We start from the raw sequence: 14865 nt of genomic DNA, 5'->3' as shown, positions 1-14865 counted from the left end.
CATCCCTCGCCGCGCTCCAGGTTCCGGGCCCTGGGATTACGCGTCTCTCGAACATATGTCGACGAGTAGCACCTATCGGGTTACAGGGTGGGGGCGAGAATCACCCTATTGATTGGTCAGTACGAGCGAGGGCTGATGCGCCAGAAGGTCGACACGGGTCCCACGCCCGACCCGAGCGGGTAGGCGTCGGCGACGCTGCGGGTGACGAACCGCTTGCCGCCGCGCACCGCGTCGGGCATCGAGGCGCCCTTGGCCAGCGCGGCGGTGATCGCCGAGGCGAACACGTCGCCGGCGCCGTGGGTGTGCTCGGTGGCGTAGCGCGGTCCGGGGAGCGCGAGGGCCTCGGTGCCGTCGAAGAGGAGGTCGACGCACTCGGGGTCGTCGGGCAGGTGGCCGCTCTTGATCAGCACCCACTCGGGGCCGAAGTCGTGGACCGCCTTCGCCGCGTCCAGCAGGTCGTCGCGGGTGCGCGCGTCGATGCCGGTCAGCAGCCGCACCTCGTCGAGGTTCGGGGTGACCAGGGTGGCCCGGGGGAACGCCCGGTACCGCAGCGCGTCGAGCGCGTCGGGCCGCAGCAGCGGTTCACCGCTGCGCGAGGCCGCCACCGGGTCGACGACGAACGGCGTCCGCCCGCCGCGACCGATCCCGTGCCGGTCGCACACGTCGAGGACGGCGTCGATGGTGGCTGCCGAGGCCAGCACCCCGGTCTTCGCCGCGCCCACCCCGATGTCCGAGGCGACCGCGTCGACCTGCGCGGCGACCGTCTCCGGCGGCACCTCCACCAGCCCGGTCACGCCCACGGTGTTCTGCACGGTCACCGCTGTCACGGCGGTCATCCCGTGCACCCCGCAGGCGAAGAAGGTCCGCAGATCCGCGTGCATCCCGGCACTACCACCGGAATCCGACCCGGCGATCGTCAACGCAGTGGCCGGAGCAGTGCTTTCTTGCATTCCCGAGATGCTACGTGTCACCGATGATCTGGAATCGCCTAGCTGCTGACGGTGTGAAGGATTCCCGATAGGCTCATGACCAGGCAGATCGCAAGATTGTCAGAGGCGGTGAGTACTGTGCGTGATGAAAACAACACAGGAGGTGACCGCGCTATGACTGCTGCTCCGGCACCGTCGTACTCGACGTGGGACGAGTTGGTGCAGACCTGGCAGCACTTGGACCTGCCGAACAAGGCCTGGCGCGCGGAGATCATCGAGGAGACGATCGTCATGTCCCCGCCGCCGGGTTATCCGCACAACGCGATCGCGGCGCGTGTTCAACGCGCACTGGACCGAGCAATCTCAGAGGAATGGGGAGTTTTCCAGACTGCGGGCGTCGCGATACCTCTTCGGAGGTGTCTGTTCGTGCCGGACATCGCGGTGATTCCGTTCGGTGAGCTGCCGAACGACGACACGGTGGGGCCGGTGCCGGTTGAACGCGCGCTCCTCGTCGCGGAGATCACCTCAAAGAGCAACGCGGATGTCGACCGCAAGGAAAAGCTGTGGGCCTACGGGCAAGCTGAGGTGCCGCTGTACCTGCTGATCGATCGATTCGCCGAAGATGGACCGGCGGCTTTCCTGCACTCGGACCCGCAGGATGGAACTTACGGGAAACGCGAGCGGTTTCCGTTCGGCAAACCGATCGAGCTTCCAGAGCCGTTCGATTTGTCCATTCCAACCGACCAGTTCTGAGGTGCTGGGGCGGCTCCGCGCGGAGCCGCCCCAGCGGCCGCGTCAGTCGTTGGCCGCGATCGGCAAGTAGACCTCGCCTCCGGTTCGGGTGAACTCCTCGGACTTCTCGGCCATGCCCGCTTCGATGGCTTCGACGCTGGTGAGGCCGTGCTCCTCGGCGTAGGCGCGGACGTCCTGGGTGATCTTCATGGAGCAGAACTTCGGGCCGCACATCGAGCAGAAGTGGGCCGTCTTCGCCGGTTCGGCGGGCAGCGTCTCGTCGTGGAAGGCGCGGGCCGTGTCCGGGTCCAGCGACAGGTTGAACTGGTCGGTCCAGCGGAACTCGAAGCGGGCCTGCGACAACGCGTCGTCGCGCTCCTGGGCTCGCGGATGCCCCTTGGCCAGGTCGGCGGCGTGGGCGGCGATCTTGTAGGTGATCACGCCGGTCTTCACGTCGTCGCGGTTCGGCAGGCCCAGGTGCTCCTTCGGCGTGACGTAGCAGAGCATCGCCGTGCCGGCCTGGGCGATCATCGCCGCGCCGATCCCGGAGGTGATGTGGTCGTAGGCGGGCGCGATGTCGGTGGTCAGCGGGCCGAGCGTGTAGAACGGCGCCTCACCGCACAGCTCCTCCTCCAGCCGCACGTTCTCCGCGATCTTGTGCATCGGCACGTGACCCGGGCCCTCGATCATCACCTGCACGTCGTGCTCGCGGGCGATGTGGGTGAGCTCGCCGAGGGTCTCCAGCTCGGCGAACTGGGCGCGGTCGTTGGCGTCGGCGATCGAACCCGGCCGCAGGCCGTCACCCAGCGAGAACGTCACGTCGTAGGCGCGCAGAATCTCGCACAGCTCGCTGTAGTGCGTGTAGAGGAAGCTCTCCTGGTGGTGCGCCAGGCACCAGGCGGCCATGATCGACCCGCCGCGGGAGACGATGCCGGTGACGCGCTGGGCGGTCAGCGGCACGTAGCGCAGCAGCACCCCGGCGTGCACGGTCATGTAGTCCACGCCCTGCTCGCACTGCTCGATCACGGTGTCCCGGTAGATCTCCCAGGTCAGCGAGGCCGGGTCGCCGTTGACCTTCTCCAGCGCCTGGTAGATCGGCACGGTCCCGATCGGCACCGGCGAGTTGCGCAGGATGCGCTCGCGGGTCTCGTGGATGCGCTTGCCGGTGGACAGGTCCATCACGGTGTCGGCTCCCCAGCGGGTCGCCCACACCATCTTCTCCACCTCCTCCTCGACCGAGGAGGTGACGGCGGAGTTGCCGATGTTGGCGTTGACCTTGACCAGGAAGTTCTTGCCGATGATCATCGGCTCGCTCTCCGGGTGGCACCGGTTCGCCGGGATCACCGCGCGGCCCGAGGCGACCTCGTCGCGGACGAACTCCGCCGAGACGCCCTCGCGGTGCGCGATGTACTCCATCTCGCGGGTGATCGCGCCCGCCTTCGCCCAGCCCAGCTGGGTGTTGTGCTCCCGTCCGTCCCGCCATCCCGCGCGCGTCGGAGCCAGACCACTGTGGACGTCCACGGTGGCGGTGTCATCGGTGTACGGCCCCGACGTGTCGTAGACGTCGAGGTGTTCACCGTTGGTCAGCTCGATGCGGCGGAACGGCACGCGCAGCCCGGATTCGGTGCTGCTGAAGACCTTTCGGGATCCCTCGATGGGTCCCGTGGTGATTCCGGATGCGTTCGGATACACGTCGGCCACTGCCGTTCACTCCCTACGCCGGCATTACCCGGTCAGGTTCTGCGGTCGGCGGCCCCGGAGTTGCTCCAGCCACCCTCTCAGCCCGCTTTCGGTGCGAGCTCCCGCGGATTGATTTGTGCAGTGCCCGAGGCTACGGCCAGGAGCCCCCGGAGACAACAGTCGGATCCGGAGGCTCAGCCATCCGGATCAGTCGTCGGCGAACGGGTCGCCCATCTCGGCCGGGTCCCAGCTGAGCCCGGGAACGCCCCACTCGTTGCGCTTGATCATCTTCTTCGCGGCGCGGGCGTGCCTGCCGGTGAGGCGGTCCAGGTAGACGTAGCCGTCGAGGTGATCGGTCTCGTGCTGCAGGCAGCGCGCGAAGAAGCCGGTGCCCTCGACCTCGACCGGCTCACCGTCCACATCGGACCCGGTGACCTTCGCCCAGCTCGCCCGGCCCGTCGGGTAGGACTCGCCGGGAACCGACAGGCAGCCCTCCCAGTCCTCGTCCGGGTCCGGCATCGTCTCCGGGATCTCCGAGGTCGTCAGCTCGGGGTTCACCACCAGGCCGCGGTGCTGCACGCCCTCGTCGTCGGGGCAGTCGTAGACGAACAACCGCAGGTCGACGCCGATCTGGTTGGCAGCCAGCCCGACCCCGTTCGCCGCCGCCATCGTCTCGAACATGTCCTCGACGAGCGTGCGCAACTCCTCGTCGAAGTTCTCCACGCGGCGGGTCGGGTGGTGCAGCACGGGGTCGCCGTAGACGCGGATGGGGTGAACAGCCATGCGCGGACCCTATCGGTTGCGCAGGTGAGGCACCCGGGCCGCTCTTGCGCGTGAAACCGGTGTGTGATCGGCTCCCCGTCCGGATCACGGCATGGTTCAATTGGTGCGGGAATGACAGCCGTGTGATTCTCCGCGACCGATCGCGAGGCGAGGAGCCGGATGGACGCCGCCCAGATGCTGACCGCGAAGGAGATCGCCCGTCAGTGCGAGCAGCTCGCGCGGACGCACGGGCAGCAGGCTCCGGCACGTCGGCGGCTGCAGGTGGCGGAACCGATCACCCAGCCCATCGAGCGGATCGTCGAGCCGGAACCCGTTCCCGCGGAACGGGAACCAGCCGATCGGGAGCTGACCGACCGGGAGTTGACCGACCGGGAGTTGACCGACCGGGAGCGCGGGATCCTCGCCTTCGAAGCGCAGTGGTGGAAGCGCTCGGGCAAGAAGGACATCGCGATCCGCGAGCTGTTCGACATGTCCGCGTCGCGCTACTACCAACTTCTCAACACGCTGCTGGATTCTCCCGCGGCGTTCCGCGCGGACCCTATGCTGATCAAGAGACTGCGCAAGGCACGGGCGGCGCGGCAGCGCGCCAGGGCCGCTCAACGACTGGGAATCGAGTTGCACTGATGAGTGTTGGGGAACCGTCCGGCGGGCCCGGCGGGGCCAAGCTGATCGGCCTGGGTCTGATCGGAGTCGGCGTGCTCGCCGCCGTGTTCGGGACCGTGACCCTGATGTCGGGCGAGTCCTCGGACACCGCCCAACCCCTCCCGCCGGAACCCTCCTCGCAGGTGCAACCGCCGCTGAAACCCGCGCCGTCCACCGTCACCCCGCCCGTCCAGCCGCCGCCGGTCGCGCCCCCGCCGGTGACCGAGCCGCCGCAGGCCACGCAGCCGGGCTCGGGCCAGGAACCGGGCTCCGGCCAGTCGACGGGTTCGGGGCAGTCGACGGGATCCGGGCAGGCGCAGGACGTCCCGGTCGGGTCCGGCAAGGGCAGCGAGCAGATCATCGTCCGGGTCTACAACAACTCGACGATCTCCGGTCTCGCGCACCGCGCCGCCGAGGACCTCCGCAAGGCCGGCTACGACGTGCCCGAGGTCGGCAACTACGCGGCGGGGAAGATCCCGACCACCACGGTCTACTTCCGGCCCGGCACCGACGAGGAGCGGCAGGCCGAGGAGCTCGCCGCCCGCATCGGCGCCCGCGCCGACGCCCGCTTCGACGGGATACAGGACGCCACCCCCGGTCTGATCGCCATCATCACCAACGACTACAAGGGCCCTTCCACCGGGAAGTGATCCGCGGTCTCCTCGCTTGGCGGTGCGGCACCTTCGGTGCTTGACCGGCTGGTCATCCTCGCTGGTCGTCGGCGTAGGAGGCGAGGGCTTCGAGCTGGGCCGGGTCCAGGGACGGGCGGACCGCCCCGCGCGCCGTGCGCAGGTGGCTCGCCGTGACCTCGGCCGCCGTGAGGGATTCGCGCATCGCCGTGAGGGCCGCTTCGCGGATCAGGGCCGTGCAGTCGGCCGCCGAGTAGCCGTCGAGCGCGGCGGCCAGGTCCGCGAGGTCGACGTCGTCGGCGAGCGGCGTGTTCTTCGCCGCCGCCGCGAGGATCGCCTCGCGGGCGTCGGCGTCCGGCGGCGGGACGTAGACGAGGCGCTCCAGCCGACCCGGGCGCAGCAGGGCGGGGTCGATCAGCTCCGGCCGGTTGGTGGCCGCCAGCACCACCACGTCGCGCATCGGCTCGACGCCGTCGAGCTCGGTGAGCAGGGCCGCGACCACGCGGTCGGCGACGCCGGAGTCCGACGACTGGCCGCGTCGCGGGGCCAGCGCGTCCACCTCGTCGAGGAACACCAGCGCGGGCGCGGCGCCCCGGGCGCGCAGGAACAGCTCCCGCACGGCGCGCTCGGACTCGCCGACCCACTTGTCCATCAGCTCCGCGCCCTTGACCGCGAGCACGTTGAGCCTGCCGCTGCCCGCGAGCGCCCGCACCAGGTGGGTCTTGCCGCAGCCCGGCGGGCCGTAGAGCAGCACGCCGCGCGGTGGCTCGACTCCCAGCCGGGTGAACGAGTCCGGGTACTGCAGCGGCCACAGCACCGTCTCGGTGAGGGCCTGCTTGACCTCGGTCATGTCGCCGACGTCGTCGAGGGTGAGCCCACCGGTCTGCAGGTTGTCCGAAGTGGACATCGAGATCGGCCGGATCGAGGACAGCGCGTCGAGCAGGTCCTGGTGGCGCAGGCGCGGGTCGGCGGGGTCGTCGGAATACCGCAGCGCGGCGCCCAGCGCGGCCTCCCGGCACAGCGCCAGCAGGTCGGCGACGACGAAACCCGGTGTGCGACCGGCGATGTCGTCGAGCCGCACGTCCTCGTCGAGCGGGGTGCCGCGCAGCAGCACGCCCAGCAGGTCGGCGCGGGTGGTGTCGTCGGGCAACCCGACGGTCAGCTCGCGATCGACCAGGCCGGGCTCGCGCAGCCGCGGATCGACCGACTGCGGGTTCGCGCTGGTGACGACCACTGCGAGCCGGTCGCGGCCGAGTGCGTCGCGCAGCGCGTCGAGCGCGACGGTGGCCAGCGGCGGCGGGTCGGACTCGGGCAGCAGCGCCTCGACGTCGGTGATCAGCAGGACCCGGTCGCCGGAGGCGGCCGTGGCGCGGTCGACGGCCTGCTGCAGCCGCGCGGCGGCGGTGCGGGCCTCCAGCGCGGCGATGCTGGGCGCGGCGACCTCGACGAGCTCGGCGTCCGTCTCGGCGCACACCGCGCGCACCAGCGTGGCCTTGCCGACGCCGGGCGGGCCGCTGATCAGCGCTCCGAGGCGGGGTTCGGCGCCGAGCCTGCGCAGCAGGTCGGGCTGGTCGAAGGCCAGCCGCAGCCACTCGGTGAGCCTGCGCGCGGTGTCCCGCGAGCCCACCAGGTCGGCCACCGGCACGGCCGGGTGCTCCTCGGCGGCGGGTGCTTCCCGCGGCGCGGCAGGGGTTCCGGCGGGCGCGGCAGGGGTTCCGGCGGGCTCGGGCGGGGTCCCGGTGACGCCGTCCTGCCACTCGACCACTGTGGACGGTTGGACGGCCACGGCACCGGCGGGATCGGCGGAGGCGATCGTGATGAGCTCGTTGGTCCAGGTCAGGCCGATCGCGGCGGACATCTGCCTGCGCACCTCGCCGGCGCGCGAGGAGGAGGCGGGGGAGAGGTCCTGCGGCAGCAGCGACACCGCGTCGCCGGGGGAGAAGACCTTGCCGGTCAGCGCCAGCCGCGCGGTCTCCGGCGACACCGTCGCCCGCGCCATCCGGGAACCGGTGATGCCGACCCGCTTGGCGACCTCCACCTGGGCCGGGGCGACCGCGACGGAGGTTCCCTCGGTGACCCCGAGGTTGAGCAGCGCGACGTCGTCGAGCAGCAGGAACCCGGTGGGGGAGGTGCGCTCGGCCGCGGCGGCCAGCGCCACGGTCTCCCGGGCCCCGGTCAACCGCACCGCGCTCCACGGCCGGAGCCCCAGCGCGTCCATCACCTCGGGGTGCAGCCGCACCACCCCGCGCCGGGTGTCGCGAGCGGAGGTGGACGCGCGAGCGGTCAAGCTGATCGAAGCCACCCCGCCGACCTTAGCCGCAGACAGCCCCTGAGGTGCCGAGAGCAGTGGTCGCGGTGATCACCAGGGTGGGCAGGGGACAGTTTTTCCTCGAATCACCCATGATCAATGTCCGAAATGTCGGGACAGTTTTCACTAAAACTGTCCGCTGCCTCAGTAGTCGTCGCGGTTGCGCCGGAGCTCCAGGCGACGCCAGCTGCGGCGGGGGTGGCCCGGACCCGTGGGGCGGCGGGGGAGGCGGACGCGGCGCGCGGCGCCCGCCACGCTGCGGCGCAGCGGCGGGCGGAGTCCCAGGCGGCGCTGGTTGCGGCGGCGGATGTCGCGGCGCTCGCGCGGCGCGGCGTCCCAGGCCTCGGGGTGCTGCGACAGCCACCGGTAGCGGTAGACCGCGTAGGGGATGTGCAGCAGGTAGAGCACCATCGCGATGGCCAGCGAGATCAGCGGGAACACCACGACCAGCGCGGCCAGCAGCGCCACGCCGACCAGCAGCGGGGCCACCAGCTTCGGCGGCACCTTGACGGTCTTCAGCGACAGCGTGGGCACCCGGCTGACCGCGAGCGCGGCGATGAGCACCATCCAGACCATCACCACGGTCTGGTTCGCCCACCAGCCCGGGTAGCCGAAGTGCGCGGTCAGCGCGAGCGGCAGCAGCGCCAGCAGACCGGCGGCCGGGGCGGGCACGCCGACGAAGAACTCCTTGGCGAACGCGGGCTGCTCGGCGTCGTCGAGCAGCGTGTTGAACCGCGCGAGCCGCAGCACCATGCAGACCGCGAAGATCAGCGAGACCACCCAGCCGGCCCGGTTGTCCTGCATGTGCCAGGCGTAGAGGGTCAGCGCCGGGGCCACGCCGAAGGACATCGCGTCGGCCAGCGAGTCCAGCTCCGCGCCCATCTTGGAGGTGGCGTCGAGGAGTCGGGCTATCCGCCCGTCGAGGCCGTCGAGCACGGCGGCGACGGCGACGGACCCGATCGCGAAGTCCAGCTGCCCGTTGAGGGCGAACTGGATCGCGGACAGGCCGGCGCACATCGCCAGCACGGTGATCGCATTGGGCAGCAGCCGGACGCCGGGGGTGGTCCGCATGCTCATCGTTCGCGCTTCCCCCTGGGCAGTTCGGCCAGCGGCGTCTCGCCGCCGATGGTGCGCTGGCCGGGCTCGACCAGGACCTCGCTGTCGGCGGGCACGTAGAGGTCGACGCGGGAGCCGAAGCGGATGAGCCCGTAGGTGGAGCCCGCCGCGACGATGTCGCCCTCGGCGACCTCGCAGACGATGCGGCGGGCGACCAGGCCGGCGATCTGCACGACCGCGACGCGGGTGCCGTCCTCGGTGCGCAGCGCCATCGAGTTGCGCTCGTTGTCCTCGCTGGCCTTGTCCAGGTCGGCGGAGAGGAACTTGCCCGGCCGGTAGACGATCTTGTCGATCCGGCCGCTGACCGGTGCGCGCTGGACGTGCACGTCGAAGATCGTCAGGAAGGTGCTGATGCGGGTCATCGGCTCGTCGCCGAGCCCGAGCTCGGCCGGCGGGACGGCGCTCTCGACGTGCGCGACGGCGCCGTCGGCGGCGGCCACGGCCAGGCCCTCGCGGGTCGGGGTCGTGCGCACCGGCTCGCGGAAGAACCACGCGCACCAGGCGGTGAGCACCGCGCCGACGGCGCCCAGCGGACGCCAGATGCGGCGCAGCACCAGCGTGGCGACGGCGGCGCCGATGACGAACGGCCTGCCTGCCGGGTGCATCGGCGGAACGGTGTCCTTGGCCAGCGCGATCAGGTGCGCCAGCGGGCTCTCTTGGGTGCTGCTCATCGAGGTAGTCGCGCCCCTGCGTCGGAGGTCATGTCAGCGCGGCGCGGTAGTCCAGCCTGCGCCGTAGACGTACAGCATCGCCGACGTCCGATCGGCTCCGTCGCCAGGGGCCGCAGTCGATCAAGGACGAACCGCCTGACCTGCACGTATTTCGGCCGAGATGCTACCGCCCCGCACGCACGAAGTCACACGGACGGGTGAACGACCACGCGCAGCCTCCTTGCCGGTGCAACCAACCGTCGGGGTCCTTCCGTCCCTGGAGTGACCGCATCCGGTCGTGGAGAGAACAGTGACTTCGTTGACGCGGAGTCACCAAACGAGTCGCCAACGTCCTCCGATAGCGGCTACGGACGAGCTGTGAACTCAATTACACTAGAAACCGCGTCACGAAACGTTGATCAGTTCATCTCCTTCGTGTCCGCGAACGGCACCTTCGCTTGCCAGGTGCTGCGGACCGCGAAAAGAGGGCCGTGCGCCGTCGGGGGGCGCACGGACCCGAAAAACAAAGAGGCCGTTCGGCACCTACGGGGAGGTTCCGAACGGCCTCTTTGTCCGTCTGCGGCGGCTCAGCCCGACGACGGGCCCCGGTGCAGCGACAGCCCCAGCCCAACGACAGCCCCAGCCCAGCGACAGGCGTCAGTCCAGCGATAGGGCGGGCTCGTCCAGCTCCATCCGGGCTCCCATCAGCTCGGACAGGCCGTGGTACGGCTCGCCGTGCTCGACGCCGTCGGCGGTGCTGCGCAGGGTGAGCACCGAGACGCCCTCGTCGGGGCCGGAGACCACGCGGACGTCGTCCAGCGTCGACATCGCGTACTCGTCGAGGTAGAGGTCCAGCTCCAGCGACCAGCCGGTCTTGTCCTGGTCGAGGCGGGCTCTGGCCACGTCGCGGCTGTCCACCCACTGCGCGCCGGAGCGCTCCCGCAGCTCGGCGATCGGGCGCGAGGCGAGCTCGCTGAGCTGCTCCTCCTCGGCCTCGCGCAGCATCGCCAGGGTGCCCGCGAGCAGCCGCTTCGCGGCGCTGGCGTCGCTGGGCAGCAGGAGCAGCCCCCGGTCGGTGACCAGCAGGTCGTAGGACTCGCCGGAGCACAGCACGGGGCTGACGATGCCCGACAGCACGGGCTCGGGCTCCTCGGCGGGCTCGCGCGTGTGGCGCAGCGGGACGCCGAGGTCGACCAGGACCCGGTGCAGGCCGGGGATGAGCCGCGGGTCGGCGACGGCGGGGCGGACCAGGCGGTCCGGGTCGATCGGGCGGCCGTTGGCCAGCCGGATCCCGGGCGGGCCGCCCCAGTCGAGCTCGTGGTGGGCGCGCCCGGCGCAGACCAGCGCGTCGACGACGGTGCATCCCAGCAGGTCGGTGAGGGTGTCCTCGGCGGCCTGGTCGATCGTCGACGGGTGCAGGCCCGGGTTGAGCACGGGGTTGACCAGGTCGCGGCCGTGGCCGCGGTGGATGGCCACCAGGACGCCCTGGATCGTCGGGTCCACGCCGAGCCCGCACTGGTGGGCGGCGGCGCTGAGCTGCGCGGCCTTCTCGGCGGACTGCGCCGCACCGGCCTTCCGCACCACGTCCGGCCACGGCATCCGCGGGCCGAGCGAGTCCACCAGCAGGTGGTCCTCCAGCTCGGGCACGGCGTTGCGGGGCTTGCGCAGGATCGCGAACGCCGGGCGCTCGTCGACCTCCTTGTCGGCGGACTTGAGTCGTTTCATCATCTCGACCCGCGTGCGCACCGGAAGCTCGCCGGTCTCCTCGGCGATGGCCACCTTGGCGCGCTCGGCCAGCGCGGGCTTGCGCGTCGGGTGGTCCATGAAGCTGCGGAAGCCCAGCAGCACGTCCGGCGCGTGGCCGATCGTGGCCGCCATGCTCAGGTACTCGTCGGTGTAGTCCTGCCAGCCGAGCTCCACCGCCACCGACTTGCGCAGCGCCATCACCGCGGTCCGCTTGCCCGCGACCCGCACGGCGGCGGCGTCACCGGCCAGCACCAGCTCCTTGGTGGTGGTCACGGCGATCGCGGTGAACACCCGCGCGTACCCGGCGAAAAGCCACTTCACCGGCCCGGGGGTGAGGCCGTCGCGGGTCCGCCGCACGCTGGCCAGCACCCGGTGCGCGGTGACCGCGAGCCTGCTGCGCCCGGTGAGCCTGCCGACGGCGTGCGCCAGCAGCGCGCCGAGCTCGGACGTGGTCAGCGCCGCCAGCATCGGCAGCCCGATCTCCAGGTAGCGGGTGCGGGTGCGCAGGCCGAGGAGGGCGGTGTCCTCGCGGACGGTGACGCTCGGCTCGGAGGTGATGCGGATTTCGTCGGGCAGCGGGGAGTCGGTCGCGTCGACGAGCTGGTCGATGGTCCGCCACAGGTTGGGCTGGTTCACGCGGTCCAGCGGCACGCCGCGCGGCCGGACCTTGTTGCGCAGCACCGCGCGCAGGCAGAAGAGCAGGGTCGCGCCGACGACGAGGGCGGCGAAGGCGACCTTGAGCCCTCCGACGGTGTCCCGGCGGAACGTCATGCCCGCCATCATCAGCAGGCCTGCGACCAGGCCGAGGGACACGACGAAGAAACCGATGTGCAACGCCAGCGCCAAGGCGGCGCGCCAGGGGCCACGCACGTGCAAAACTCCGGAGGGGAAGCGGAAGGTCGGGCAAGCAGTCTTGGGGACCGCGCATCGACCCGTCAACAACGGTGTGACAAGCGATATCGACTTGAACTAGTCCAGCAACACCACGTCCACTGTGGACCCGGCGGGCAGGTCCGTCACGTCCTCGGGGATCGACAGCAGGCAGTCCGCCTTCGCCAAACTGCCCAGCAGGTGCGAACCGGACGCCCCCTGCAGGCCGACCTCGCCGGTCGCCGGGTCGAACACCCCGCGCCGGAACTGCCGCTTGCCCGCGGGCGCGGTCAGCGACTCGGTGAGCACCGCCTGCCGCTCGTGCCGCGACGTCCTCGCGTGCCCGGCCGCGGCGAGGATGGCCGGGCGCACGAACACCTCGAACGAGACCATCGAGCTCACCGGGTTGCCCGGCAGCGTGACCACCGCGAACGCGTCCCGGTAGCGGCCGCAGCCCTGCGGCGTGCCCGGCTGCATCGCGACCTTGGTGAACTCCACGCCGTTGCCCGACAGCGCGTCCTTGACCACCTCGTAGGCGCCCGCGCTGACCCCGCCCGAGGTCAGCAGCAGGTCGGCCGAGTCCAGGTGCTCGGCCAGCGCGGCGTGGAAGGCCGCGACGTCGTCGGGCACGAACCGCAGCACCGTCGCCTCGCCACCGGCCTCGCGGACCGCGGCGGCGAGCATCAGCCCGTTGGACTCGTAGATCTGACCGCGCTGCAGCTCCTCGCCGGGCGCGACCAGCTCCGAGCCGGTGGACAGCACCAGCACCCGAACCGGCCGGTGCACCGGCAGCTCGGCGATGCCGACGGCCGCGGCCACGCCCAGCTGCGCGGCGCCCAACCGGGTCCCGGCGGTGAGCACGGTGGTGCCTTCGGTGACGTCGTCGCCCGCGCGGCGCACGCTCGCGCCCGGCTGCACCGAGGCGAACAGCGCCACGGTCTCGGTGCCGGCGTCGGTGCGCTCCACCGGGATCACCGAGTCGGCGCCCGGCGGCAGCTGCGCGCCGGTCATGATCCGGTGCGCGGTGCCCGGCTGCAGCGGCGGCACGTCGACCCGGCCGGCCGGGATGTCCTCGGCGACCGGCAGCGTCACCGGCGAGTCGGGGGTGGCCTCGGTCAGGTCGACCGAGCGCACCGCGTAGCCGTCCATCGCGGAGTTGCTGAAGGGCGGCAGCGAGATCGGCGCGACCAGGTCGGCGGCCAGCGCCAGGCCCAGGCAGTTCTCCAGCGGCCGCGTCTCGACCGGCGTGCGGGTCAGCAGCGAGGCGACCTTCGCGCGGTGATCGGTGACCGACCTCAGCTCGGGAGCGGTGTTGTTGGACGACACGCACGCATCATCTGTCATCGGGCACGCCGTGTCGCCATCGGCGTGGGGTCGGCCGCGCGCGGCGGGATGGCACAATGGCGCGCTCTCACGTCAGCGGGGCCGCGTTTTCACGTCGGCCGAGCGGACTTTCCGCGAGCCGGGGGCGGTCTTCGTAGAATCGCCGTGCCCCGAGTCGCGGGGCGCTCGAAGGGGGTTCGCCGTGCAGGTCCGCACTCGTCACACGCCGTCCTACGGGGTCGCCCGGCTGATGCTGGCTCCGGGGGAGCCGGTGCGGGTGGAGTCCGGTTCGATGCTGGCCACCAGCTACGGCGTGAGCGTCGAGTCGCGCGCGCAGGGCGGTTTCCTCAAGTCGCTGGCCCGCTCGGCGCTGGGCGGCGAGTCGTTCTACGTCTCGACCTACACCGCGCCGCAGCAGGGCGGCTGGGTCGACGTGGCGCCGACGCTGCCCGGCGACCTCAACGTGCTGGAGCTCGACGGCCGGGTCGGCTGGTGCGTGACCAGGGGGAACTGGCTGGCCTCGGCGAGCGCGGTGCAGGTGGAGACGCAGTGGGGCGGTTTCCAGAACCTCTTCGGCGGTGAGAGCGGGTTCCTCACCCGGCTGAGCGGGCACGGCTCGGCGGTGGTGGCCTGCTACGGCGCGCTGGACGTGGTGACGCTGCAGCCCGGCGAGTACGTCACGATCGACACGGGTCACGTGGTCGCCTACGCCGACACGGTGCAGAGCCAGCTGCGGCAGATGAACCAGGGCGTGGCGCAGTCGCTCAAGAGCGGCGAGGGGCTGGTCTTCGACTTCGCCGGTCCGGGGCAGGTGCTGACCCAGACGCGGAATCCGCGGGGACTGGTCGGCTGGCTCAAGTCGAATGGTCTCGGACCGCGTTCCTGACGCCGTTGTCGGCGCACAATCGCGAATGGTCTCCGGATCCCGAATGGTCTGACGTATCCGTTCGGCGTTGCTCGCGCGTTTCACCCGGGGAAGCTTCGTTACCGTTTTTCGCCACGGGTGGAGAACGATTGCGACACTCGGGGGAATTGGCTCCGTTCGATAACGCAACGTGGCTGCGGCGGCCACCCGTTCGGCCCAGCGTTTAACGGAAAAGTCGTATTGCCGAACCCGCGACGAGCCAGATTTTCCGGAGTAGTGTGGCCGATGCTCCAGCGACGCTAGCGTCGTGCATCACATTTTCTTGAGGAGGACGCCGTGGCGGTCGGCACGGTCAAATGGTTCAACTCGGAGAAGGGCTACGGATTCATCGCGACGGACGGTGGTTCCGATGTGTTCGTCCATTACTCCGCGATCAACATGTCTGGTTTCCGCACCCTTTCCGAGGGAGATCGGGTCGAATTCGAGGTGAAAGCCGGCCGTGATGGCCGAACTCAAGCCGACGGCGTTCGCAAAGTCTGACAAGAACTGCGCACCAGGTCGTCGTGCGGCCCGGTTCTCCTGGTCGGGGGAC

13 protein-coding genes are annotated in these 14865 nt (G+C 70.9%); 5 read left to right on the top strand and 8 right to left on the bottom strand.

Annotation, left to right across the window (positions count from 1 at the left end):
- Positions 1-116: 116 nt before the first annotated feature.
- Positions 117-950: a bifunctional hydroxymethylpyrimidine kinase/phosphomethylpyrimidine kinase gene (gene thiD, locus QFW96_RS18765; RefSeq protein WP_281456993.1), complete on the bottom strand. Its 834-nt coding sequence runs from the start codon at positions 948-950 to the stop codon at positions 117-119.
- A gap of 153 nt (positions 951-1103) precedes the next feature.
- Here thiD and QFW96_RS18760 point away from each other — a divergent pair, with 153 nt between their 5' ends.
- Entirely contained in the window at positions 1104-1682 is a 579-nt protein-coding gene (locus tag QFW96_RS18760; RefSeq protein ID WP_281456992.1) for a Uma2 family endonuclease, read from the top strand.
- Positions 1683-1724: 42 nt separating this feature from the next.
- On the opposite strand, the gene thiC is transcribed toward QFW96_RS18760, so the two are convergent.
- Together thiC and QFW96_RS18750 are read right to left on the bottom strand one after the other, a co-directional pair.
- Positions 1725-3362 (bottom strand): phosphomethylpyrimidine synthase ThiC, encoded by a 1638-nt coding sequence (thiC, locus tag QFW96_RS18755; RefSeq protein WP_281456991.1) that lies wholly within the window; start codon positions 3360-3362, stop codon positions 1725-1727.
- 186 nt (positions 3363-3548) lie between these two features.
- A complete protein-coding gene (locus QFW96_RS18750) occupies positions 3549-4124 on the bottom strand; it encodes a peptide deformylase (RefSeq protein ID WP_281456990.1) in 576 nt (191 codons plus the stop codon).
- Positions 4125-4469: 345 nt separating this feature from the next.
- Here QFW96_RS18750 and QFW96_RS18745 point away from each other — a divergent pair, with 345 nt between their 5' ends.
- Complete coding sequence (locus QFW96_RS18745) at positions 4470-4748, top strand: DUF3263 domain-containing protein (RefSeq protein ID WP_281457077.1); 279 nt, start codon at positions 4470-4472, stop codon at positions 4746-4748.
- Positions 4748-5416 (top strand): LytR C-terminal domain-containing protein, encoded by a 669-nt coding sequence (locus tag QFW96_RS18740; RefSeq protein ID WP_281456989.1) that lies wholly within the window; start codon positions 4748-4750, stop codon positions 5414-5416. The genes QFW96_RS18745 and QFW96_RS18740 overlap by 1 nt, the downstream gene beginning before the upstream one ends.
- Positions 5417-5468: 52 nt before the next feature.
- Here the strand turns inward: QFW96_RS18740 and QFW96_RS18735 are convergent, their stop codons facing one another.
- The 5 genes from QFW96_RS18735 to moeA form a co-directional block, all read right to left on the bottom strand.
- Positions 5469-7697: an AAA family ATPase gene (locus QFW96_RS18735; RefSeq protein WP_281456988.1), complete on the bottom strand. Its 2229-nt coding sequence runs from the start codon at positions 7695-7697 to the stop codon at positions 5469-5471.
- A 150-nt stretch (positions 7698-7847) separates the two neighbouring features.
- On the bottom strand, positions 7848-8780 hold the full coding sequence (pssA, locus tag QFW96_RS18730; RefSeq protein ID WP_281456987.1) for a CDP-diacylglycerol--serine O-phosphatidyltransferase: 933 nt from the start codon (positions 8778-8780) through the stop codon (positions 7848-7850).
- Positions 8777-9490 carry a phosphatidylserine decarboxylase gene (locus tag QFW96_RS18725; RefSeq protein ID WP_281456986.1) on the bottom strand — a complete coding sequence of 238 codons (714 nt, stop codon included), beginning with the start codon at positions 9488-9490 and terminating at the stop codon, positions 8777-8779. The genes pssA and QFW96_RS18725 overlap by 4 nt, the downstream gene beginning before the upstream one ends.
- A gap of 636 nt (positions 9491-10126) precedes the next feature.
- A complete protein-coding gene (locus QFW96_RS18720) occupies positions 10127-12085 on the bottom strand; it encodes a M48 family metallopeptidase (RefSeq protein WP_281456985.1) in 1959 nt (652 codons plus the stop codon).
- A gap of 99 nt (positions 12086-12184) precedes the next feature.
- Positions 12185-13429: a molybdopterin molybdotransferase MoeA gene (moeA, locus tag QFW96_RS18715; protein WP_281456984.1), complete on the bottom strand. Its 1245-nt coding sequence runs from the start codon at positions 13427-13429 to the stop codon at positions 12185-12187.
- A 181-nt stretch (positions 13430-13610) separates the two neighbouring features.
- Between moeA and QFW96_RS18710 the strand changes: the two genes are divergently transcribed.
- Together QFW96_RS18710 and QFW96_RS18705 are read left to right on the top strand one after the other, a co-directional pair.
- Positions 13611-14294, top strand: a complete 684-nt coding sequence (locus tag QFW96_RS18710) for a TIGR00266 family protein (protein ID WP_281456983.1) — start codon at positions 13611-13613, stop codon at positions 14292-14294.
- 315 nt (positions 14295-14609) lie between these two features.
- Positions 14610-14813, top strand: coding sequence for a cold-shock protein (locus tag QFW96_RS18705; protein ID WP_093268692.1), 204 nt, complete (start codon positions 14610-14612; stop codon positions 14811-14813).
- Positions 14814-14865: the final 52 nt, after the last annotated feature.

The organism is Saccharopolyspora ipomoeae (assembly GCF_029952525.1).
In the GTDB taxonomy this organism is placed as follows: domain Bacteria; phylum Actinomycetota; class Actinomycetes; order Mycobacteriales; family Pseudonocardiaceae; genus Saccharopolyspora; species Saccharopolyspora ipomoeae.
Note: the sequence above shows the minus strand (reverse complement) of the source record. Positions and strands in the feature narration are given on the sequence as shown.